Origin of the sequence: Streptomyces sp. NPDC041068 (assembly GCF_040647455.1) — a bacterium.
Lineage (GTDB): Bacteria > Actinomycetota > Actinomycetes > Streptomycetales > Streptomycetaceae > Streptomyces.
Window position 1 is genome coordinate 195,671 of sequence record NZ_JBEZCG010000008.1, and the last position, 21,046, is coordinate 216,716.

The 21,046-nt window shown below is 70.4% G+C and carries 20 protein-coding genes and 3 pseudogenes; 10 read left to right on the top strand and 13 right to left on the bottom strand.

Going from position 1 to position 21,046, the window contains the following annotated elements; all coding sequences use genetic code 11:
* Positions 1–8 precede the first annotated feature (8 nt).
* Positions 9–1,958: an SMI1/KNR4 family protein gene (locus tag AB0B50_RS20200; RefSeq protein ID WP_362333312.1), complete on the bottom strand. Its 1,950-nt coding sequence runs from the start codon at positions 1,956–1,958 to the stop codon at positions 9–11.
* A gap of 143 nt (positions 1,959–2,101) precedes the next feature.
* Between AB0B50_RS20200 and AB0B50_RS20205 the strand changes: the two genes are divergently transcribed.
* The 3 genes from AB0B50_RS20205 (at position 2,102) to AB0B50_RS20215 (ending at position 3,818) form a co-directional block, all read left to right on the top strand.
* A complete protein-coding gene (locus tag AB0B50_RS20205) occupies positions 2,102–2,602 on the top strand; it encodes an MmcQ/YjbR family DNA-binding protein (RefSeq protein WP_362333315.1) in 501 nt (166 codons plus the stop codon).
* A gap of 114 nt (positions 2,603–2,716) precedes the next feature.
* Positions 2,717–3,007 (top strand): DUF6355 family natural product biosynthesis protein, encoded by a 291-nt coding sequence (locus AB0B50_RS20210; protein ID WP_362333318.1) that lies wholly within the window; start codon positions 2,717–2,719, stop codon positions 3,005–3,007.
* Positions 3,008–3,236: 229 nt separating this feature from the next.
* On the top strand, positions 3,237–3,818 hold the full coding sequence (locus AB0B50_RS20215; protein WP_362333320.1) for a hypothetical protein: 582 nt from the start codon (positions 3,237–3,239) through the stop codon (positions 3,816–3,818).
* A 31-nt stretch (positions 3,819–3,849) separates the two neighbouring features.
* Here AB0B50_RS20215 and AB0B50_RS20220 read toward each other — a convergent pair whose 3' ends face one another.
* The 7 genes from AB0B50_RS20220 to AB0B50_RS20250 all read right to left on the bottom strand — a co-directional run bounded on the left by AB0B50_RS20220 (position 3,850) and on the right by AB0B50_RS20250 (position 9,701).
* Positions 3,850–4,827, bottom strand: a complete 978-nt coding sequence (locus AB0B50_RS20220) for an ADP-ribosylation family protein (RefSeq protein ID WP_362333323.1) — start codon at positions 4,825–4,827, stop codon at positions 3,850–3,852.
* A 101-nt stretch (positions 4,828–4,928) separates the two neighbouring features.
* A complete protein-coding gene (locus tag AB0B50_RS20225) occupies positions 4,929–6,446 on the bottom strand; it encodes a hypothetical protein (protein ID WP_362333326.1) in 1,518 nt (505 codons plus the stop codon).
* Between the two features lie 19 nt (positions 6,447–6,465).
* Complete coding sequence (locus AB0B50_RS20230) at positions 6,466–6,642, bottom strand: hypothetical protein (RefSeq protein WP_362333329.1); 177 nt, start codon at positions 6,640–6,642, stop codon at positions 6,466–6,468.
* The gene (locus tag AB0B50_RS20235) at positions 6,639–8,072 is read right to left on the bottom strand and encodes an SMI1/KNR4 family protein (protein ID WP_362333332.1); all 1,434 of its coding nucleotides are present in this window, start codon (positions 8,070–8,072) and stop codon (positions 6,639–6,641) included. Before AB0B50_RS20235 ends, AB0B50_RS20230 begins: the two co-directional genes overlap by 4 nt.
* Positions 8,073–8,083: 11 nt before the next feature.
* A complete protein-coding gene (locus tag AB0B50_RS20240; RefSeq protein WP_362333335.1) occupies positions 8,084–8,524 on the bottom strand; it encodes a hypothetical protein in 441 nt (146 codons plus the stop codon).
* 144 nt (positions 8,525–8,668) lie between these two features.
* Entirely contained in the window at positions 8,669–9,217 is a 549-nt protein-coding gene (locus AB0B50_RS20245) for a GNAT family N-acetyltransferase (RefSeq protein WP_362333338.1), read from the bottom strand.
* A gap of 154 nt (positions 9,218–9,371) precedes the next feature.
* Positions 9,372–9,701, bottom strand: coding sequence for a peptidase inhibitor family I36 protein (locus tag AB0B50_RS20250; protein ID WP_362333937.1), 330 nt, complete (start codon positions 9,699–9,701; stop codon positions 9,372–9,374).
* Between the two features lie 359 nt (positions 9,702–10,060).
* On the opposite strand from AB0B50_RS20250, the gene AB0B50_RS20255 reads away from it, so the two are divergent.
* The 3 genes from AB0B50_RS20255 to AB0B50_RS20265 all read left to right on the top strand — a co-directional run bounded on the left by AB0B50_RS20255 (position 10,061) and on the right by AB0B50_RS20265 (position 11,828).
* Positions 10,061–10,420 (top strand): hypothetical protein, encoded by a 360-nt coding sequence (locus AB0B50_RS20255; RefSeq protein ID WP_362333340.1) that lies wholly within the window; start codon positions 10,061–10,063, stop codon positions 10,418–10,420.
* Positions 10,421–10,573: 153 nt separating this feature from the next.
* Complete coding sequence (locus AB0B50_RS20260; protein ID WP_362333343.1) at positions 10,574–10,909, top strand: hypothetical protein; 336 nt, start codon at positions 10,574–10,576, stop codon at positions 10,907–10,909.
* Positions 10,910–11,237: 328 nt separating this feature from the next.
* Positions 11,238–11,828 carry a class I SAM-dependent methyltransferase gene (locus AB0B50_RS20265; RefSeq protein WP_362333346.1) on the top strand — a complete coding sequence of 197 codons (591 nt, stop codon included), beginning with the start codon at positions 11,238–11,240 and terminating at the stop codon, positions 11,826–11,828.
* 6 nt (positions 11,829–11,834) lie between these two features.
* Here AB0B50_RS20265 and AB0B50_RS20270 read toward each other — a convergent pair whose 3' ends face one another.
* Positions 11,835–12,287 carry a pentapeptide repeat-containing protein gene (locus tag AB0B50_RS20270; RefSeq protein ID WP_362333349.1) on the bottom strand — a complete coding sequence of 151 codons (453 nt, stop codon included), beginning with the start codon at positions 12,285–12,287 and terminating at the stop codon, positions 11,835–11,837.
* A gap of 165 nt (positions 12,288–12,452) precedes the next feature.
* On the opposite strand from AB0B50_RS20270, the gene AB0B50_RS20275 reads away from it, so the two are divergent.
* The 3 genes and pseudogenes from AB0B50_RS20275 to AB0B50_RS20285 all read left to right on the top strand — a co-directional run bounded on the left by AB0B50_RS20275 (position 12,453) and on the right by AB0B50_RS20285 (position 15,003).
* Positions 12,453–12,932 carry a nitroreductase family deazaflavin-dependent oxidoreductase gene (locus AB0B50_RS20275; RefSeq protein WP_362333352.1) on the top strand — a complete coding sequence of 160 codons (480 nt, stop codon included), beginning with the start codon at positions 12,453–12,455 and terminating at the stop codon, positions 12,930–12,932.
* 1,139 nt (positions 12,933–14,071) lie between these two features.
* Positions 14,072–14,721, top strand: a pseudogene (locus tag AB0B50_RS20280) (ABC transporter ATP-binding protein/permease); the annotation flags it as partial.
* A 33-nt stretch (positions 14,722–14,754) separates the two neighbouring features.
* Positions 14,755–15,003 (top strand): hypothetical protein, encoded by a 249-nt coding sequence (locus tag AB0B50_RS20285; RefSeq protein ID WP_362333976.1) that lies wholly within the window; start codon positions 14,755–14,757, stop codon positions 15,001–15,003.
* A gap of 204 nt (positions 15,004–15,207) precedes the next feature.
* Here the strand turns inward: AB0B50_RS20285 and AB0B50_RS20290 are convergent, their stop codons facing one another.
* Complete coding sequence (locus AB0B50_RS20290) at positions 15,208–16,947, bottom strand: hypothetical protein (RefSeq protein WP_362333355.1); 1,740 nt, start codon at positions 16,945–16,947, stop codon at positions 15,208–15,210.
* A gap of 1,067 nt (positions 16,948–18,014) precedes the next feature.
* On the opposite strand from AB0B50_RS20290, the pseudogene AB0B50_RS20295 reads away from it, so the two are divergent.
* A pseudogene (locus tag AB0B50_RS20295) lies at positions 18,015–18,254 on the top strand (UDP-glucose 6-dehydrogenase); the annotation flags it as partial.
* Between the two features lie 201 nt (positions 18,255–18,455).
* On the opposite strand, the gene AB0B50_RS20300 reads toward AB0B50_RS20295, so the two are convergent.
* The 3 genes and pseudogenes from AB0B50_RS20300 to AB0B50_RS20310 all read right to left on the bottom strand — a co-directional run bounded on the left by AB0B50_RS20300 (position 18,456) and on the right by AB0B50_RS20310 (position 20,994).
* A complete protein-coding gene (locus AB0B50_RS20300; RefSeq protein ID WP_362333358.1) occupies positions 18,456–18,932 on the bottom strand; it encodes a hypothetical protein in 477 nt (158 codons plus the stop codon).
* Between the two features lie 196 nt (positions 18,933–19,128).
* Positions 19,129–19,537, bottom strand: a pseudogene (locus AB0B50_RS20305) (lasso peptide biosynthesis B2 protein).
* A 311-nt stretch (positions 19,538–19,848) separates the two neighbouring features.
* Positions 19,849–20,994 (bottom strand): serine hydrolase domain-containing protein, encoded by a 1,146-nt coding sequence (locus tag AB0B50_RS20310; RefSeq protein WP_362333940.1) that lies wholly within the window; start codon positions 20,992–20,994, stop codon positions 19,849–19,851.
* Positions 20,995–21,046: the final 52 nt, after the last annotated feature.

Here is a 21,046-nt window from a genome sequence, read left to right on the forward strand (position 1 = left end):
AGGGGAGTTCACGCCTCCGAGGAGTCCGGTCGAAACGCGCCCAGGGTCACGGCTGTGTACGTCTCGCCGGGCGCCGGCAGGCGTATCCAGGAGCGGGTGGTGAAGGTGTGCAATCGGCTGTGGTCGAGGGCGAAACGGGGCAGCGTGACACCGAACGTCTCGGCGATCGCCGACAAGGCGGCACCCTCGCCCGGCAGTTGCCGGCCCTCGCCACAGCTTCGCACCGCAGAGAACAGGCGGTCCGGGTCCAGGCTCCGCGGTATCTCTCCGGAGCGTTCGCACCGTTCGCCGAAGAGCGTGAACGCAAAGCGTTCCGTGCCCCGCTCGGCCACGGAGAGATGGAACAGAGCACCCCTGTCGAACTCGTCGGGCGCGGCCCAGACCACCACGGCACGACCGTGCTGGGAGGCGGCGACCGCCGGAGAGACGAACCGCTCCTCGTCGAACCCCTGTGGCCGATTGTCGAACGCGAAGCTCCAGCCGTGCCCGGCCCGGCCGACGGCGACCAGCGCCTTGTCGTCGTACGAGGAGGAGAAGCCGTTCGACCGCAATTTCGCGTCCGCATCCCAGAGGGTCATCGGCGCGTGCAGCTCCGCCCTGTCATCGCTGTCCTCATCACCGATGAGGACAGGCAGCGCGCCGGGTTCCACGCCCTCCACGAGGAGGAAGCGGTACCCCTGGCGCTGTCCGTTCGAAGACCGTTCCGCGAGCCACGCCAGGCCCTTCGGGTCCTCGTCGACCGCCACGCCGCACGGTCCGGTCGCCTCTTCGCCTCTGGGAGTGGCAAGGAGCGCCCGGGTCCGCTCCTGCGTGAGCAGCGGGCCGAGCAGCGGGTCGGCGGTGAGGCCCACCGGAGCGAGATGGTCGACGCCCAGCGGCTGCCACTGGGGGAGCCCTGTCAGCAGCGTCCGCCAGGCCGCGTCCGTTTCGCCCCACCGGGCCTGCTCACGGGCCCGGTCGACGGCCTCGCCGAATGGCCCCGGCGCTGTGTACGCGTAAGTGCCCTCCCGCAGTTGCCGCACTGTCTGCCGCCCCAGCTCGCGCACCTCGTCGGATCCGCCGCGCGTGTGGAACTCATCCGCGCCTTCCGCCTCCCGAGCGCGCCGATCCCCGCGGCCGACGATCAGAGCGGGCAGCAGATCCGGCGCGTAGACGGGGTTGTCGGCGAGTCCGCCGAGGTGCCTGGGGTTCCGGTCGCCGAGCAGCCACTTGATCTGGTCCCACAGCGCACCTGCGCGGGGTCTGCCGAAGGACTGTGCCTCCGCGAAGACCGCCCCGGCCCGCTCGTGGTCGCCGCGCAGCGCGTCACGCCGCGCCTGTTCCACCTCGGCGTCCAACCTCTCGGTCGTGCCGTTCACGAACTCCGGAGCGTTCTCGTCTCTGGTCCCTGCCCGCAGGCTGTGGAACTCCCGGTATGCGTCCTGCATGAACTCCCAGAAGGAAGCGAACCGCTCAGGACCGCTGCCCCGCCAGGGCGCCCACGTGTACACCGCCCATTCGCCGTGCTCGTCCACGTCCTCCGGGTCCAGCATGACGTCCACGACATCGGACTCCACGGCCAGTTCGAGCCCCCGGGTCCAGATCGTGGCCTCGAGAATCTCCTCCCGCGTCGCGTCCTCCTCCAGGTCCTCCTGGAAGATGTCGGCGATCTCCGCGTCGTCCTCGTGCCACTGGGCCCGCTCCGTGCCCGCGAGCAGATACACGAATCCGCCCGCGTGCCGCCAGCCGTCGGTGACCTCGAGGAATGCCCGGTACGACGGCGGCATCCGATGCCCGAGGCGCTCTTCGAGTGCCGCGATGCGGGCAGGAGTCGCGGGCGGGAAGCCCAACCAGCGGGTGCGGTGGGCCTCTTCGTCGTCGGCCCGCAGGTCATCGGGATCGCATGCGCCCACCCACTCCTCACTCCACCGCGTGAGGAAACCCCGCCAGTCGTAGCCCACGTCAGCCGTCTCAGTCATGAGGAAGATCGTCGCACCCGCCACTGACAACGCCCGTCCAGGAGAGCTGGGCGGTTGCGTGTGGATCGACGGCCGGACCAGAGGTGGCGATGCCGCGCCGCCTTAAACTCACCGGAAAGCCCGCAGCCAGGGGAGAGACACTCATGACGCGCCAGAGGATCCCGGACGACGACGAGGTCCCCCTCGAAGTCCTCACCCACCTGCGCACCGTGTGCCTGAACCTCCCCGACGCGTACGAGGAACCGGCCTGGATCGGCACCCGCTGGCGCATCCGCACCGCGACCTTCGCGCACGTCTACCTGACCGACTGGACCCGCTCGCACTCCCCGTCGGCGCGCGCCATCGCGACCGAGGGCCTCACCACGACCCTCACGTTCCGTTCGCACGGCGAGGAGTTCGAGGCGCTGACCAACGCGGGCGCCCCGTTCTTCCGCCTCTCCTGGGGCAGGAACGTCGTCGGCATGCGCCTGGACGAGGCCACCGACTGGGCCGAGGTGGCGGAACTCCTCACCGAGAGCTACCGCGTTCAGGCACCGAAGCGGCTCGCGGCGAGGGTCGGCGGCCCGCCCCCGGCGACCGGGTCTCCGAGGGAAAACGGAGGAGATCCATCCGATCGGCGGAGGGGTGAACGTTCTTCCAGGTGAACGGGGCGTCATTCGATCAACAGGGGCGACACGGGGCTGCGATCCTCGGGCCGAAAGCCGCCCCGGGCCGCTCACCGGTCCGGGGCGTACCGTCCGCCCGACCAAGGAGTTCCCGTGTCTGTCCGCCGCCTGGTGACCAGCACCTTCGCCGCCACCGCTCTCGCCCTCACGTCCCTGGGAGCGGTGACCGTGACCGCGACCCCCGCGGCCGCCGACCCGTGCGGCTTCTACGAGACCGGCTCCGACGCCTTCTACAACCACTGCACTTCGGACGGTTCCAACGTCGTCATCAAGGTCGAGGTCGCCTGGGGGCCCGACTACGAGCGTTGTGTCGGCCCCGGCAAGTCGTGGCTGGGCGCGGCGAGCAAGATCCAGGGGGCGCACTACCTCAACCGCACCTGCTGACGACCGGACTTCGACGAGAAGGCGACGCTGCCGACGGGCAGCACCACCGGCGGCCCTGGCACCCACGCCAGGGCCGCCGCCGTTTTCCCCCCGGGGCAAGCCGGCAGCCCGGCGCTCCCGAACTCGCCTGGCCCACTCGGGCAACTGTTATTGGTCTGCACCAATAAAGTACAGTCTGTGCCTGCGCGACGTACCCGAGTCGCTTCAGGCCCTGCCGGAGAGCCAGTTGATGATCCACCGCATACGTACGACAGCGCGCGCCGCCGCCCTGGGCGCGACGGCCATGCTCCTGGTCGCGGCCTGTGGCGGCCCGCCCGATCGGCCCGACGAGCGGTCCGCGTCCAGCCCGCCGCCCGCCGATGAGGGGCAGCAGCTCGTCGAATGGGGAAAGGGCGACGCGGAAGACGCGTTGCGGCGGGCCGACAGAGCTCTCGGCTACGACGACACGCCTGCCGAATTGGTCGACAGCGACGTCACGTCCTTCCCCGACGGGCTCAAGAAGACGTTCCCGACGCCGGGTAAGCGGCCCTACCGCCTCGACATCACGTGCGTCGCCCCGAACACCGACGAGATCACGCTCACGCTCGGCCGGGGTGACGACGAGCAGGAGTGGGTCGTCCCGTGTGGCGAACGACAGGCGGACCAGTTCAATATCCCGTCCGGCACCGCCCCGTTCACGGCTCGCGTCGCCCCCGACGAACGACCGTCCGAGAACCTCGCCGAGATCGTCTGGCGCCTGAACACCATTGCCCCGGACGATGTCTTCGAGTGCGAGGACGACATCGTCGGCTGCGACGAGGACGAGTCATAGCCGAGGGCCAGTGGGCGAGTCGTAGGCGAGGCTAGGCCGTCCTCGTCTCCAGGACGTCCACGCTCGGCAAGGACCGGTGCCGGTGGTGGGCCTCGGCGATCTGCGCCAGCGCGGGGCGGTCCAGCGCCTGGTAGGCCATCGCGAGCAGCTCGTTCGCGAGGGCCTCGCGGGCCGGGTCGTCCCCCGAGGCCCAGTGCAGGTCGCGGCCCAGGACAAGCGCTTCTGTCGGATCTCCTGCGGCGCAGCGGCTGCGGGCCTCTGCCACGTAGGCGGCCAGGGCCGCGGGGTCCTCGAACACGGCGTACATGTGCGTCGCGAACGTGTACTCGTCGGCCGCGTTGTGGGGAGGACGGCCCAGCGCGGTCTCCCCGGCCGCGAGTGCGCCCGCGCCGTCCAGCGTGGTGACCCGGGCGGGGTCCACGGGCGGCCTCGCCATGTCGTACGCCCGGGAGTAGGCGAGGCCCACCTCGAGCCGGTCCCCGGTCTCGAAGGCGGTCAGAGCGTCGCGCAGCAGGGCCAGTCGGGACTGCCGCGTGGATACGCCCTCCTCGCCCCGCATGTCGTCGAGGTCGCGCCAGTGGCGTTCGAGGAGCGCGCGGACGGCCTCCAGAGGGGTTGCCGCGGTCGTGTCGATTCCGCCGCCGTCGTTGTTGTAGTACGACGCGACGCCCCGGCAGGTGCGTCCGTCGTCGAACCACAGGCCGTAGTGGAGCCCGTCGGAGCCGCCGTGCAGGAAGGACACGAACTCCGGAGGATCACGGTAGTAACGGCCGTGCACCCTCACGTCGATGCCGTCGCGCGGCTGCGCACCGGGGTCCGAGGCGAGATGCGTGATGCCCATGGGCGTCACGTCCAGGTCCCTGAGGGCCTGCTGCTCGGTGGGGCCGAGCGACTGCAGCCACGTCCAGAACCGGACGATCGAATCGGGCAGTTCGAGCCCCCAGTCGCGCAGGAACCGCTCCTCGACGTCCGAGGCCCGGTCGGTCAGGCTCTCGGCTCGCTCTTCCACTGAAGGCCCCCGCAGGTCTCGGTCTCGGCGCTCGTGCGACCACTGGTCGACTGATCAAAGGGCGAGGCTATCGAACGTCTGCCGTAGAGAGCGTCCGGGGCTCACGGCCGGGACGCCAGAGCCGAAATGACGGCAGGCGGGAGGGACGGATTGGCCGCTGCTGCCTCCACCACCTGCGGGTCCGCGTCCGAGAGCAGTTCCACGACGGCCGTCGGCGGGAGTGCGGGGTGACCGGCGGCTACAGGCCTGGCCCGTTCGTTGGCGAGACAGGCGAGCAGCGCCGATGCCGACGCCGCCGGGTGTCGGGCCACCTCGAGCAACACCCTTCGAACCGCTGGTTGGTGCCGGACCAGGTCGTCGAGCAGCGCCGACGGCGCATCGGGATTGGTCGCCACCTCGGCGACGACCCGGGTGCCATGCCGACCGGTCATGGCGCGCAACTGGGCTTCGCCGAGGCCCGGGTGGGGAGCGAGGGCTTTGACCACCTTCGCGTCGGGGTCGTCGGCCAGCTGGTCGCGTATCCCGGGTGGCAGGTCGCGTCGTTGGGCCACGAGCATGCGGGCGGCCGGGTCCGAGGATGCGGCCAGCTCCTCGACCTCGGCGGGGGAGGAGGCGGCGATGCGCGGCAGAAGTGTGTTGCCGATCTTGGCAGTTCGGGCCAGGTCGGTGAGTACGTCCAGGGGCACATGGGGGTGGTGGGCAAGCCTGCGGCGCACGTCGGCATCACGGTCGCGGGCCAACGTACGGATGAGGGCCTCATCGATCGCGGGATTCTCGGCGAGGTCGGCGCGGACACCGGGGACCGGATCCGTGGCGAGCCGTTCACACACCCGCTGGGGCAGGTCGTGGCGCGCGGCGAGCGTCCAGCGCAGCAGCGTCGAGGGATGGTCCACGAAGCCGACGACTGCTTCGACGGGGGTGGCAGGGTTACGAAGCGCCGCCTCCTGCATGGCGTGGACGGTGGACTCGTGCGAGCCGTCGCAGGAAGCACCCGGCAGCAGATCGCAGTCGTGCCGCGGGCACTCCGGGTCGTGGACGAAGGGGATCTCCTCACGGTCACAGACCAGACAGCTCCGCGCCGCGGGCAGTTGCTCCCCGGTGACCAACGCCGCCAGCACGGCAGGAGGCGTCGCCTCGTTGTTCGCCACCGCACGGCGGACCTCGGCATGCGGATGCGCCGCCAGCCGCGCGGCCACGTCGGGACCGGTCCACAACGCGACCTCGGCGACGACGCGGACGTCCGCGTCCGCCGCGAGCGTGTCCACCACGTCGGACGGGAGGCCGGGGCAGGCCGCCAGCTTCTCCCGACGCTCACGGGCCGGATCCACGGCGAGAAGACGCGCCCACTCAGGCCGGCCGGTGCCCTGGTCGAGCAGGGCCAGGGCGGCGTCAGGCCAACGGTAGGGATCGATGTCGGAGGCGGTGAGCCGTCCCTCGTACGCGAGTTGCACGGTGCACGTGTCGACGCGCTCGGCTAACGCGACGGCCTGAGCGGTGGTGAGGTCGGCGCGAGAGGCGAGTTCCGTGGCGATGTCGTCGTCAGCGACGGATATCAGGCGGTCGACGAGCTCGGACGGCAGGGCTGGATTGGCGGCGAGCCCGCAGCGGGTGTGGTGCACGGAGACATTTTGCCTGCGGTCATTGCTCGCCGACCAGGTCACTTCGTCGGCGGCCGGCTGAACGGCCACACCGCATTTCGTTGGCCTCGGTGAGCGCGACACGTTCGCCGGTGGACTCGACGAGCGGGACGAGACGTTCGTAGTCGAAGGGGTCCGGAGCGTACCGACGTTCAACAATGATCTTTACGTCGTTCATGGAGCTGGACGCTCCATGCCGAGGTCTCCTTCGAGGACCGTCCGGATGATCTGGGGCCGGTTCCAGAGGGCCAGGATCGCGTTGGCGGTGGCCACCACGGGCTGGGGGTCCTGGTCGTCGTGCACCGAGATCGCGGCTGCCTTCAGGCCGCGGGGGACGGCTCCGGCGTCGAGGAGGACCCGCCATTCCTTGAGGCCGAGTTCGAGGAACTCCAGCCCGGTGAGCCGAGCGATCTCCAGAGGGTCGGCGAGCGTGCCGGGGGAGGCGGTGAGGGTACGCAGGAGAGGCAGCCCGGCGAGGGGCGCGAGGCTGAGCGGAGCGCCGTCCCGTACGCCGATGGAGAGAACTTCCAGGCCGGAGTGGGCGGCGGCCCGGATGCTCGTCAGGCGTGCGGTGTTGACGTGAGCCACGACCGGCGGCCGGTCCGACGCATCGTCACGGCGGTCTTCCGCTTCCCGGTCCAGGAGCATGTCCGTGAGGGAATCGGCTATGAGTTCGGCGCCGATGCTCTCCTCGTGACTGAGCATGATGACCTGCCCCACGTGTCCACGCGGACCGGGTGTCAGATCGACCGCGAGCCGGTCGCCGCCGCCGTTCTCCCCGAACACGATCCAGCCGGGGGAGCCGACGAGGCCTTGCACCGCGGCGTCGGGTGAGGTGAGCACTGCCTCGGTCGCCGCGTACCTCCAGGGGCAGGGGCGGGTCGAGGCACCGGCGACGTAGAGGTCGTCCAAGGCGCCGAGCTCACAACGGACCGCCTCGCAGACACGGTTCGCGCTCTCGTGGTCGTCGTCCCAGTCCTCCTGCCGGGCCCGTGTCACGCGGTAGAGCGCCTTGAGCTCTTCGGGCAGCGTGATGCCAAGGCGCGCTTCAGCCGCGGCGATCTCCTCCTCCGTCGCGCCGATGGCATCGGGCAACCGCTCATGGAGCGTGCGCTCCAGCAGGACCGGATCCGCCGAAGGGGCCGGCACCGCACCGGGGATCGGGACGGGGAGCCGGCGCCACGGCTCGGGAAGGGCGCCTTCCACGAGGAGGAGCGCTCCCCCGTGAGGGCTCTCGACGCCGGACTCCACGGCCGGGCTGGGCCCGTGCAGGCGGAGCGTGGCCTTCCCCGTCGGCTGGATCGTCGCGTTGAACCGGACGTCGTCGACACCGGCGTCCGCGAGCGCGCTCTGCACCCGCTCCACGGCGCTGAGTTCGGCCTCGTCAGCCACGCTCGGGGCGGCTCGGCCAGGTGCTGTGGGCGGCTCTCGCCGCGGAACCAGACTCCAACTGCCGCGCCCGATGCGCCCGCCGCCCCGGAGGGTTTCGGCGACGGGCCTCTCCGGCTTGGCCGCGAGCAGGAGCCGCAGCACGGGCTCCCAGGTCGCGAAGTCGAGTATCGGTGCCGCGTCAGGGCTCTGGTCCGAACACTTCCGGCTCGGGGGCATCGGGGAGACTGTCACGTCGCTGACCTGCTGGGCTTCTGGGTTGGCATGAGTGCGGCCTGCCAGTCGGGGCATGCCGCCGCGGCGCGGGTGACCTGGCGACGCCTGAACCACGTTCGGCGGTGACCGGGCTCTTGCGTGGGCAGAGGCAGGCCGAGTCCGGCCGCGTAGGCCATGATGCTGCCTTCGGGGCCGTTCTGGAAGCGCTTGATGATGCGCTGGACGGGCCGGATGACAGAACCGTCCGGCAAGTCGAGGGCGATGTTCATCCCGCCGTCCGCCTCGGAGGTCCGCCAGGTCGCCCCGGACGCGCGGCGGATGGTCTCGCCGAGATAGGCGCCGAGAGCGAACAGCCTGGGTCCCACAGCGAGCGAGACCGCGAACGGAAGCGGTGGCTCGGGCTGTCCGTGGAACTCGCCGCCGCTCGTGAAGAGTTGACCGGGGGAATCGCCCACTGAGGCTTTCCCGCGACCAGGGGCCTCGCTCCTGTTCCTGCGGCTCGCGCCGGCCTTCACCCAGGCCGCCTCGCGGATCGCGGAGGCGGCCAAGGGCTGAGGGCCGCACCGCCCGCCGCACGAACGCCGCGCTCGCCTGCCCGCTCAGAGTGGGGCGAGGAGCATGAGTATCTCGTCTCGGTCGTCGCCCGGGGCAAGCCGGAGAGCCCCCGGCCACCGTCCGACTTCCTTCCAGCCGAGCCGCCCGTAGAAGTCCTCCAGGCCGACGCCGCCGCGGGCGGCGAGGTGCAGCTGCTCCAGCCCCATCTCTTCCCGAGCGACCCTTCGTACTTCATTCATGAGAGCCAGTCCGATGCCGTGCCCGCGTACGGCGGTGCGCGTCTGGACGTGGTGCAAGGTGCCCCAGTGCGCGATCGGTTCGAACGGGTCGCGACGGACGTTGAGCCAGCCCGCGAGGTTCCCGTCCATCGTTGCTGTGAGGATCCGGTCGGTGTCGGGGGACAGCAGGTCGATGACGCGGTCGAGGTCCGGCGTCACCGTGGTGACGTCGACCGGTGGGAAGGGGAAGCCTGCCGCACCGCCCGCGTTGGTGACCTCGACCCAGCACTCGGCGAGGGCGCGTCGGAGCCGGGGAGTGACGTCACCAGGAGCGGTGAGCTGCTGGAAGTGGAAGGTGGGGGAGTCGGCGACCATCCCGGGATCATGGCACCCGCCTCTGACAATTCAGCGCGGGCCGCTGCCCGCACGCATGGTGCCAGGAGGCTGACTCAGCCGGCGCCATGAAGGGCTCGCCTCCCGCCGCCGCAGTGAGCACGTGGTGCGCGTCGGTGGCGAAGTGGTCCTGGGCTCAGCATCCCTCTACGAGCCTGTGCGAGGAGATGTCGTTGCCCCAGGAAGAGAGCTGTTCCGCAAAGTCACCGCGCGGCAGGCAGAAGGAGTTGCCCCCGTAGTTGGGATCCGCGTACAGCCTTACAGCGTCGGGGCCGCCGGGACGAAGGTTGTTCTTCAATGACCGGGCTCGATCACCGAAGTCACTGTCGTGCCAGTTCGGATTGCTGCCCTCCCAGGCGCGGAAGCTTCCCTCGTAGTTCCCTTCATCCCAGGCGCAGATGCTTCCGTACAGGCATTGCTCGGGGCCGGCGCCGCTCCTGGCATGCGTGACCGCCCTGGAGTCCAGTGCGCCTTCACCGTGGGCAGAGGGGCAGCCCCGACCACCGCCCCCAGGGAGAGGAGGGCCGTCGCGAGAAGTGGAGCGAAGGGCTTCAGCATTCCGGTTCTCCGCTCAAGGCGGCCATGCCGTGGCCGCCCACGCAGGCAGACATGCGCACAGCCACGCCCCCCATTGGCCTCTCGGCTCACTCCTGGATGCGCCCGTATGGCCGCACTGACTCCGGGGCATGCCCACCGTGACCTTCCAGGCCATGCTCGGCATCGCGAGGCTCCGCAACAGGACCCTCACTCCGCACCCGTCCATCCCTGCCTTCGCGCAGGGCTCACCCGGGCGGCAGCGTCGGCGTATCCGCCTAGGATTCGACCATGAAGGTGCATCTGACCCGGGACAGCGTCGCAATGGGCGACGATGCTTTCGCTCCGCACGAGGACACCAGGGATTTGCCCGCCGAGATGTCTCTGTGCGAAGCGGTGGCCTCCGTCGTCGGGAGCGGATACCTCGCCCATATCGCGGGGGGCGAGGCCACCTGGGTCGCGACCAGTGCCGGGACCTCGATCGCGGTGGTTGCACAGCAGTGGACGGAGCCCCGGCTCATCGGGCCTGGGGGCCTCTCGCTGGCTTCACTCGCCGGTGACGACGGAGCCGTCCGGTGGCACTTCCGCTACCTGGTTCAGCGCGACCCGGTAGCGGTCTACGAGGAGTTGCGGGCAGCGTCGGCGACGTGAGGCGTGGCCCTTGGAGGCAAAGTCCTTCACGGAACTTCGGCCGGACCTGATGGGGTGATCGTCCGCCAAGGCCACTGGCGAGTGGCTTCCCGAGCCTGCGGAGGCCGAGAGGTCCAGAGGCCTCATCAGGGGATTGCCACCTCGATGCCACGGATGGGCGGAGCACTCCCCGTCGCGGACGAGGCCGCCTTCAACGTCCTGTCCGCGGTCACCGGGACGCTCTCCACTCACTACGCCTACCTCGCGACGCTCGCCTCATGGGCCGCAGGCCACGGCATAGCCCCCGACGACGCCGACCGCTACGTCCGCAGCCTCTTCGAGGGCGTCGGACGCTCCCTGGGCGACGAGGCCCGCTCCCTGGACCGGCTCGCGGCCGACCACGAGACGCCGAACGGGAACAACGAGCGGATCCGCACCACATGGTTCGACCAGGCCAACTCCGAGGCCCTGACCGGTGCGCTCGAAGCGCTCCTCGCCGACCTCGCATAGCCGGCCGTCAGGTGGAGCGGTTCACCGCGGAGTGGAGTCTCGGCTGCGCGGTGGGGCCGAGGGTCCTCCGTTCACCTAGGACAGGCCCCGCCCGGTACCGATACGGCGGCCGGGGGAGGGGCTAAGGGGAGGGGGGAATTCCTGTGAGACGTCCGGCAGTTGGGTCTGTGACACTGCAGCCATGGCGAACAACCGGGATGACTCTGCACTGCCGCGTCCTCGGTGGCCGCGGTACGGCGTTGACGCTCCAGCGTTCCCGGCGGCGCTCGGCGCCGCCGGGACGGCCTGTTTCCTGGCCGCCGGTCGGTGGCGACCACGGCGGAACGCGATGGTGACCGCGGGGGCGGTACTGATGGCCAACACCGGCATCTACCTGCACACCACACTGCACGGCAAGTTCCGTATCTGGAAACGGGAGTTGGACCGGGCCGGATTGAAGGGCGACGAGCGGCTGCTGGACCTGGGCTGCGGTCGCGGCGCGGTGCTGATCGAGGCGGCCAGGCGGCTTCCGACGGGACATGCCGTGGGCGTGGACCTCTGGTCCGGACAGGACCAGAGCGGCAACCGGCCCGAAGCCACGCTCGCCAACGCGGCCGCGGCAGGGGTCGCCGACCGGGTGGAAGTCCGCACGGCCGACATGACCGAGTTGCCGTTCGCGGATGCCTCCTTCGACGTCGTCACGAGCGCGCTGGCCATCCACAACATCCCGTCGTTCGCGGGGCGTTACCGCGCGGTCGACGAGGCCATGAGGGTGTTGCGCCCCGGCGGGCAGCTGTTCGTCGCCGACTTCTGGGCCATGGCCAGGAAGTACGCTGCGCACATCGGCCAAGACACCACGCTTCGCGGACTCGGCCCCGGGTACTGGTACGGCAGCCCGTGGCTCGGCGTCACGCTGCTGCATGTGGTCAAGGAGCATTGAGGACCTTCACCGTCGCTCCGTGCTCGGCCAGTCACAACTCGAGGTCACGTCCTGCCAGTTCGCACCGCCCGTCGTCGCGGTCGGTGAAGAACGCGGGCCCGAAGGCGCCGCCGTGCGGCCCTGGAGCTGGGTGTGTTCGTCGGGAACCACTCCGAAACTCGTGCGGGCCACGCTCGCCCCTCGAAGGTCGGCCCCTTCCAGCCGGGTGGCGCCGAGCAGCGAGGCGCCGTCGAGGCGCGCTGCCCCGAGCCGTGCCCCGCGGGCGTCGCCCGCGTACAGGTCCGCACTGACGAGGTCGGCTCCCGACAGGTCCAGGTACGTTGCGTCCAGGGTGACGGCGGCGTCGGCTGCCGCCCATTGGGCCAGGACAGCGGCCGCCTCGGCGTTCGTCGGTGCCACGTGCACATGCCGTCGTGCCGAACTGGTGGGCGGGGGAGGGGCCTGTTCTGCGTCCGTCATTCCCTGACTGTACGAACCGCCTCAGCCGGCTGCTTTGTCCGCGTCCCCTGTGACGGGTGCCGGGCCGAGCGCGTTGACGGCAGAGCGGTAGCGGTGGTCTGGCCTCGCTGCGCGGCCTGTGCTGGACTGTGCACCACAGTCCCTACGTGGCGATGGGTGACCGCGATGCCTCTTGAGGGCGAGTACGGGCCGAGTCCGGCGCAGTGGATACGAGAACAGGTCGAGCTGTATGAGAGCTCGGGCGGCACGCAGGGGGCGACGCTTTGGGATACAGGCCTGCCCGTCGTCATTCTCACGACGCGCGGCGCGAAGAGCGGCAAGCTTCGCAAGATCCCGCTGATGCGCGTGGAACACGAGGGGCGTTACGCGGCCGTGGCTTCGAAGGGCGGATTCCCGCGCCACCCGGTCTGGTACTTCAATCTCAAGGCCGATCCTCGCGTGGAGCTCCAGGACGGCTCCGTACGCCGGGACATGACCGCCCGTGAGATCACCGGGAACGAGAAAGCCGAGTGGTGGGAGCGCGCGGTCGCCGCGTATCCGCCGTACGCCGAGTATCAGGAGAAGACGGACCGTGTGATTCCCGTCTTCGTGCTGGATCCCGTCGTAGGGCCGACGGAAACCCCGCCGCTGTCGACGAGGGACTGAAGCCGGCCTCGCCCAGGTGGGCTTCGAGGAGCGGCCCGTCGCGGGTTCCCCTGTCGGTTGGCTCGCTTCCCTCCACCTTTGAGCTAATTCGGGGGCTTCTGGCCCACCTGTCTTGCCTGGCGCAGCAGCATGAGGCAGGTGACTGCGCCCTCGTCCGCCGGTTCCGAGTCTTCCTCCGGCCCCACGCCCTCATCCGATTCCGGCGGTGCCCCGCAATCCGACTCCGCCGATGCCCCGCAACAGGTCGGCCTTCGCGGCGAGCCCGCTTCGACGACATCGCGCACGCCTCCTGGTGGCGGATGGCCGGGCGGCTGCCGCGCACCCTCGCCGCAGCCACGCGCCTGGGGTGGGCCGCCGACCGGCCCGCGATGCTCCTGCTGGCCTGCTGTCAACTGGCCGTCGTCGCCGCCTCGGCCGTCGCGCTCGCCGCACTGCCCGGTGCGCCGGCCCAGCTCTTCCAGGGCGGCGAGGTGGCCGATCGGATGGCGGCGGCCGCGCCCGCGCTGGTCGTGGTCGGCGTCGCCGCGGGAGTGCGTGCCGGGGCCGACGCACTCGCCGTCTACGCGTCGGCGCGGCTCGCGCCGGAGGTCGCCACGGAGGCCGACCTGCAGATCCTCGCGGCCGCCCCTCAAGTGGAGTTGGAGGCGTACGACAGTCCGGGGTTCGCCGACCGGCTCCAGGCCGCGGGCCGCGGCGCGGAGGCGACCGAGAACGTGATCGGCGACGCCCAGGCCCTGGTCTCCGCACTCGGCCAACTCATCGCGGCGGCATCGGTGTTGACGCTGCTCCACCCCGTACTGCTGCCGCTGTTCCTGCTCGCCGTCGTACCCAAGGGCGCGGCCGCCGTCACCACCGCGCGCATCCAGCACCGCGCCGACCACCAGAACATCGCGGACAGCCATCTGCGGTATCTGCTGCGGCACTACGTCACCCACCAGCGCACCGCGGCCGAGGTGCGCGCCACCACCATGGCCGCCTTCCTCGCCGCCTGGTACCAGGAGATCACCGACCGGATCAAGGCCACGCACCGCGGGGCCGCCCCGCGCGTCCTGCGCGTCACCCTGCTCGGTGCCTCTGTGAGCGGCCTGATGCTCGCGACGACCTGGGCCGCCCTGGGCCGGCTCGCCGCGACCGGGCGGATGGACCTCGCGTTCGCCGCCACGGCCGTCATCGCCGTACGGACCTCCACCGGCGCGTTGACATCCCTCGTCCTGGCCGCCGCGCGGCTGTTCCGCACCAGCTTGTACCTGGAGGGCTGGCAGGCGTTCCTGCACCGGGCCGCGGCCCCGCGCGCGGTCCGCGGGTCACGGCAGGTGCCGGTCGGCGCGCCCGCCGAGATCCGTGCCGAGAACGTGAGCTACACCTACCCCGGCGCCGGGCGCCCGGCGGTCGACGGCGTCAGTCTCACCCTGCGGCGCGGTGAACTCGTCGCGCTTGTGGGGGAGAACGGGTCCGGGAAGACGACCCTGTCGACCCTGCTCACCGGCCTGCGCATCGCTTCTCGCGGGACGGTGACCTGGGACGGCACCGACCTGGCCGAGGCCGATCCGCACAGCGTGTGGGAGAGGTCGGTCTGGTGCCGCAGGACTACACGCTCTGGCCGATGGACCTGCGCTCCAACATCCACCTCGGCCAGCTCCGTTCCGAGAACGACGCCCTTCTCCTGGACGCCGCGCGGGCGGCCGGGGCGGACAGCGTCATCGCGCACGTGTCGCACGGCCTGGACACCCTGGTCGCGGGCTCGCACCGGGGCGGCACCGATTTGTCCGGCGGGCAGTGGCAGCGTATCGCCGTCGCGCGCGCCTTCTACCGTGACGCCGCGATGCTCATGCTGGACGAGCCGACATCGGCGATGGATCCCCGCGCCGAATACCTGGTGATCCGCCGCTTCGAGGAACTCGCGGCGGGCAAGACGGCCGTCTTCGTCACCCAGGGTCTGGAGAACGCCCGGATCGAGGACCGCATCGTCGTCCTCGACGGCGGGCGCGTCCGGGAGGAGGGCGACTTCGCGACGCTGATGGCGCGCGACGGGCTCTTCGCCGAGCTGTACCGCCTCGCCCAGGATCGGTGACCGCATCCCATTGAAGTCTGGGTTCCGTAGATCGGTGAGCAATTCCGCATGATCATGAGCGCTGTTCGAGCATTTCCGCGTGATCATGAGCAGCGGTTACGTTCGGTAGGCGGATTCCCGCTGGCGGTTCGGGTTGCCGCGGGCTCCTGGTCCCCGCAGTGCGAGTGGCTGCGGGGACCAGGAGCGGGTGCCGGGCTTGCGGGGTCAGTCAGTGATGGTGACGGTGACCCGGGACTTCTCCAGGTCGATCTCGGTCCAGTACTCCTTAGGGGCGGTGCGGGCCATGTTCTGCGCATTCCACCAGTAGCCGCCGTTCTTGCGGGAGTTGGTGGAGCTGAGGGTGACCTCGTAGGTGCCGGGTTCCACGTCGGGGATGAGGACGTCGGTGCGGAAGCGGCCGGAGGAGTCGAACCTGCCGCCGGAGAAGTCGATGCCGCGCAGGAACTTTCCGCCCTTGTAGAGCCACAGGGTGCCGCCGGTGATGCTGGGGCCGTAGAGGCGGCTGGTGCCGTCCTCGCGGTAGTAGCCGAAGCCCCAGTAGTACTCGGCGGTGGCGTCCCAGGTGGCGATGAGCGCCTTGGTGCCGTTCTTCAGGGTGGCCGGGGTGGCCGAGACGCGGTGGGTGACGCGGGACCAGGCGGCCACCCCGTAGTCGTCCACCGCCGCACCGTGCACGGTCTCGTCCCGGCTGGTCACGTCGTCGAGGGTCGGCGGCTTGGGCGGGGCGGGCGGGGTGTAGCGGTCGATGCCCCGGTGGACCATCAGGAGGGCCTCGCGTTCGGCGCCTTCCGGGCCCTCCTTAATGGCCAGCAGCGCGGGCGTGTTGTTGGTGTCGTGGCCCTCCAGCTCCACGGGCGCGCTCCACCCGCCGTCCTTGGCCCACGTCAGGTGGCGCAGCTTGTCGCTGTCCTTGGCCGGGTAGAGGGCGTGGAGCTTGCCGCCGAAGGAAGCCAGCGCGCCGCCGCGGCGGGAGTACGGCAGGGTCTTGGGATCCCACTCGCCGTTGACGGGTGCAGGGGCGACCGGTTGCCCGTCGGTCCAGGTACTGCCGTCGAAGGAGGCGTGAAGGAGGGGGAGGGGAATCTCCTCGATGACTCCTTGCCGGTAGGCGACGTGCAGCTGTCCGTCGTGGACAGCGAGCGCCACATTTCCGGGGTAGCCGTTCTTGACGATCGTCTTCCTGCCAAAGACCAGGGGAAGGATGGACGGCGTCCTGGTCTTACCCTCGTCGGTCACACCCACCGGTTCCCACTCGCCCTGGGCGTTGCGGGCCAGGTGTCCCAGGCAGGCGCCGCCGTTGCCATGGGAGGCGGGGTTGGCGTAGAGGAGGTGGACGGCGCCGTTGAACACGGCCAGGGCCGGGCCGAACGGTAACTGCCCGTACTCGCTGCTGGCCATCTTGATGGCGGTCGGCCGAACCCACCGGGAGCCGCCTTCGCGGATTTCCAGATGGGTCTCCCACAGCGACGACTGAATCTGGTTGCCGTACTGCCTGATCTGGGTGAAGACCATGCGCAGGGTGCCGTTGTCGTTGACGAGCGCGGGGGTCTCCGCACTGCGGATCCAGCCGGCGTCGGCGTCGGGGGTCCACTTCAGGGCCTGGGTCAGGGCGTCGGACGCGGCCCGGAGCTCGGTGTGCCACTCCTCGGTCTGCGCCTCAGTGGCACCGTCGGGCAGCGGCTTCCTGGCCTGCTCCAGCGCGGTGACGTAGGGCGCGGTGGAGGCGGGGGTGAAGGACGTCCAGCGCAGCGGCAGCGTCTTCTCCTCCCCCTGGCGCGCGCCGCGGTGGGCGCAGTAGAGGGTGCCGTCCACCTCGGCCAGGGCCGGGGCCGCGATGCTGAGGTGATCGGCGAACGCCACCCCCGGGGACCAGCCTCCGTCGGCGGTGTAGAGCGCCCGCCACAGATTCTGGTCGTCTTCCTGCTGTACGGCGTCGTCGGTCATACGAACCCCTTCCACAAAACCGCGGCCACACCCCTGGTGGGCCCCTAGCGCGCGCCCGCCGCGCTACCGTCCGGACACGCTCACAGTGATCAACAACGCGCACGGTATCCACCAAGTGACACCACGTGAAAGGCTGTTGGTCATTCCGGCCAGATACCTGCCGATCATGGCCAGAAGATGAGGCAAACTCTGCACTCCGACCAACCACCTGGAGCCTGCGCCTCGCTCACACCCCGCCACGCCCAGCGGCTACCTACTGCGTGCGGGTGGGCTGCTCTTGCCGAGATCGAGCGAGGGCCCCGTGGTGGCCAGAGCACCGACCAGCCATGGCGAGCCGTGGCGCCTCGGGCGAGGGGCACCTGGCGTCTAGGCGTGGTGGATGCCGTAGAGGCGGGCGCTGGTGGGTGGTGAAGACGGGGGGCGGCCAACGCGCCTGCCGCTTCTTCGATGGGCTCGGGCTTACTCCACCAATAGCCGGTGGAGCCGAGTTCGCACCAGGACGGGTTGGCGCCGCGGCCTAAGCCGCCGATGTGGGCGAACCATTCGTAGTTCGTCGCGTGGTGCACGGTGGGGGCGTGACGGGTGCGCGAGTCGGCGTCCCAGAACTCCCAACGGTAGACAGCTCCGGGGGTGATGTTCTGGAAGAAGGTGTAGAGATGGTCGTCGTCCCCGCGGACGTCGACGCCGAGACGGCCCTTCATGTGGCCCAGTGCGGGGGCGCTGAGGACCTTGAGGTTGGGCTGCTTGGGGCCTTGTCCTGCGGCGTCAGTCCTTCGCAATCCAGCCACCGAAGGTGATCGATGAGCAGATAGGCGTACGACCGATCAGACCCCGTACAGGCATGGTCAGCCAGATAGCGGTCCGCCCTGACGTGCACTCCTCTCACCGAGTCGCAGATGGTGTACGCCTCACGGCCATCCCCGTGCGGCACCGTCTGCACCCTGAGTGACCAACCGACAGCGTCCGCACCACAGTTCCTTCGAGCCGGCCTGTCCACCGACACGGCGAACATCACGGCAATGGTCGGCAGATGAGCACGTGACGACCACGGTCACTCCGACCCACGCGCCCTGGACAACGCCCGCAAGGCGCACCCCGAACTCGACTACATCAGCGACCCGATCGTCGCCGTCCAGGACGCCGACCTGCTGCTGCACCTGACCGAGTGGCCGCAGTACTCCCACGTCGCCCCGCACTGCCTCGCCTCCCGCGCAGCGATCCCGAAGGTCATCGACGGACGCGGCACCCTCAACACCGGGACCTGGCGCGAGGCCGGATGGACTGTCCGATCGCTGGGCCGTCCCTGACGCACGCGTTCCCGTATATGGCCGCGGAACCCCGGTTGGTGAAACCGGGGTTCCTCCGGATCACTGTCCTTCCACCGCTGACCAAGCCGTTCACGGAAGGACCACTGGAATGCCCCGAAGCCTCAGCACACCGCATGGGCTCCTGACGTCCCCCGCACGCCCGATCGGCGAACGACCGAGAACAACAGGCGCTACGCCCGTTCAGAAGTTGCCACCGGGGTCGTAGCTGCCGCTGTCGTTGCTCCCGTGGTCGTAGTCGTGACTGCTGCTGTGGTGGCCGCTGCCACCATCGCTACTGCTGCTGTATCCGCTGTCGTGGTGGTGGTGCGAGGGTTGCTGATGCTGCTGGTGATGGTGCGCGGCCCAGTAGCTTTGCGCGGCGTCGGCGTCGGCGGCGTCGGAAGAGGCATACGTGGAGCGGGCCGGATCGTCCGGCCTGTCCTCCGTGGGGCGGGTCGGTTCGTCGCGCCTCACCGCCTTGTTCGCGGAGGGGCGCGAGGGCGATGGGGATGGCGGTGGCGCGGGGCCGGACGCGCGGGGCGTGGGCGGGGTCGCCTTCGGCGGGTGTGCGGGAGTGCGTGGGGGTCGGGAAGGCGGGTTCTCCATCAGCCACTTGACGCAGCGCCACCCGCCGTAGATCACGGCACCCCAGAAGGCAAGGATCAGTACGCTCTCCACGACACCCTCCCGGATTGGGACGATTCGGCAGGCATGCGGCCATGGCTGAAGCAGCTGCTGCCGCATGGTTCTGTGTGACGTGGAGCCCAGTGTGAAGCACCCTCGCCCTGAACCGGAAGGTCTTTCTAGAATCTCGTTACAGAGAGCCCTTCGGGGGCGGTGGACGGACGGTCGAGTCGGCCGTCGTCGATACCGATTACTCCGGCCGGACCGGCACCACCATCATCCGGTGGTACTCGCCCGGCCGGTGCGGCTCGCCGACCGGGAGGCCGTCCACCTCCACCCAGGCATGCGCGCGGAACGGCGAGGTGCGCACGCCCGTGCACCAGTCCAGCCCAGACCCCGCGCATCCGGCACAACAGCGCCGTGGCCACGGAGCGTTGCAGACAGCCCTCCCCGGCGCAGCGCGCGCTGACCGCGACGACGGCCGCGCGTGCGGCGAGCGCCTGCGCGGCGGTCGCGGGGTCGGCCCCGCGCCGCAGCACGGACAGGGCGCGGCGGATGCGGTGCGGCCTGAAGGCCACGATCAGGCGCGCGGCAGCCGTGGCGAGCAGGACGGGCGGACGGCGGCGCAGGGGCAGCCGGTCGTGCGCGGCGGGCACCATCGGCTGGCTCACGCGGGCACCGCCAGGCGGGCCTCGGTGAGCGAGCGGGTGATCGAGGCGACGTCGGAAGCAGCACGCTCCGCGGTGAGGGACGCCTGCCACCCAATGGAGTGAAGTGAGAGGGTTTACGACCTCACATGAGGTACGCGACGGCATGTCGTGCGCCGTGCGAGCCCGCTCTGTAAGCGCAGGTCGCACAGCGGCGCCCGGCACGGAGTGAGCCCGGCGGCGCGGGAGAATTCCGGCGCCATGACGATCACGTACGAGTGATGGGTGACTTCGACGGCGTGACCGCCGTCGTCCTCTCGCAGTCATCCCCGCACCACGCCGCTCCAGAAGTCCCGCATCAGCGGCGGGGGTTCAGGGCTGTCCATCGCCACCTGCGTCAAGAGGATCGCCACCGTTCCCGTGGACGGGACGATGTGTGCCGTCGTGCCCGTGCCGCCCGCCCAGCCGTAGCGGCCGGGGACGTTCCAGGGCGCGGACGCGGTGACGTCGACCTGGCCGCCGTAGCCCCAGCCCTGGCCCTCCAGGAAGAGTTCGACGCCGGCGCGCTGCCCGGTGGTGAGGTGGTTGGTGGTCATGCGGTGGACCGAGGCGGGGGTGAGCAGGCGGCGGCCGCCCGTCTCACCGCTGTTGAGCAGCATGCGGGCGAAGGCCAGCCAGTCGTCGGCCGTGGACACGAGGCCTCCGCCGCCCGAGTGGAAACGCGGGAGGCGGCTCCACTGCCCCTCGGGTCCATCCGTCAGCGCCAGGGTTCCGTCCGGGTTCGGGGTGTAGTACGAGGTGAATCGGTGCCGCTTCACCGCGGGGACCTCAAAGGCCGTGTCCGTCATGCCCAGCGGCTCGAAGACCCGTTCCGCGAGGAAGTCGGGGAGCGTGCGGCCCGAAGCCCTGGCGATCAGGATTCCCTGGAGGTCGGAGGAGGTGCCGTACAGCCAGGCGTCTCCCGGCTGGTGCAGCATGGGCACCTGCGCGAGGAGGCCCAGCCAGGTGTCGGGGTCCGGCCAGTTCCGCAGCGAGCGGCCGTCCTTCTGCACGGCGAACAGGGGCTGCACCGCGGGCAGCGAGAAGTCGGCGGGAAAGCCCCAACCGGTGCGGGAGCTGAGCAGGTCCTCGACCGTGATCGGACGGGTCGCCGGGACGACGTCGTCGACCGGCGCGTCAGGGGTCCGCACCACGCTCGGCTTCGCCAGTTCCGGGAGCCACTGGTCGATCGGCGCGTCCAGGGCCAACTGCCCCTCCTCGACCAGCAACAGGACTGCCGCCGCCGTGATGGGCTTGGTGATCGACGCGATACGGAAGAGCGAGTCCCTCTCCATCGGGGCGCTTCCCTCGACGTCGATCGAACCAGCGGCCACCACCTGGACGTCGTCGCCGTGGGCGACGAGACCGACGGCGCCCGGCACGCTCCCGTCGTCGACGTACCGGTGCAGGGTGTCGTGCAGAGCGTTCATCGGTGGCCTTCCGTCCTCGGGGTGGTCGTACTGCGTACGACTCGCGAGGCGG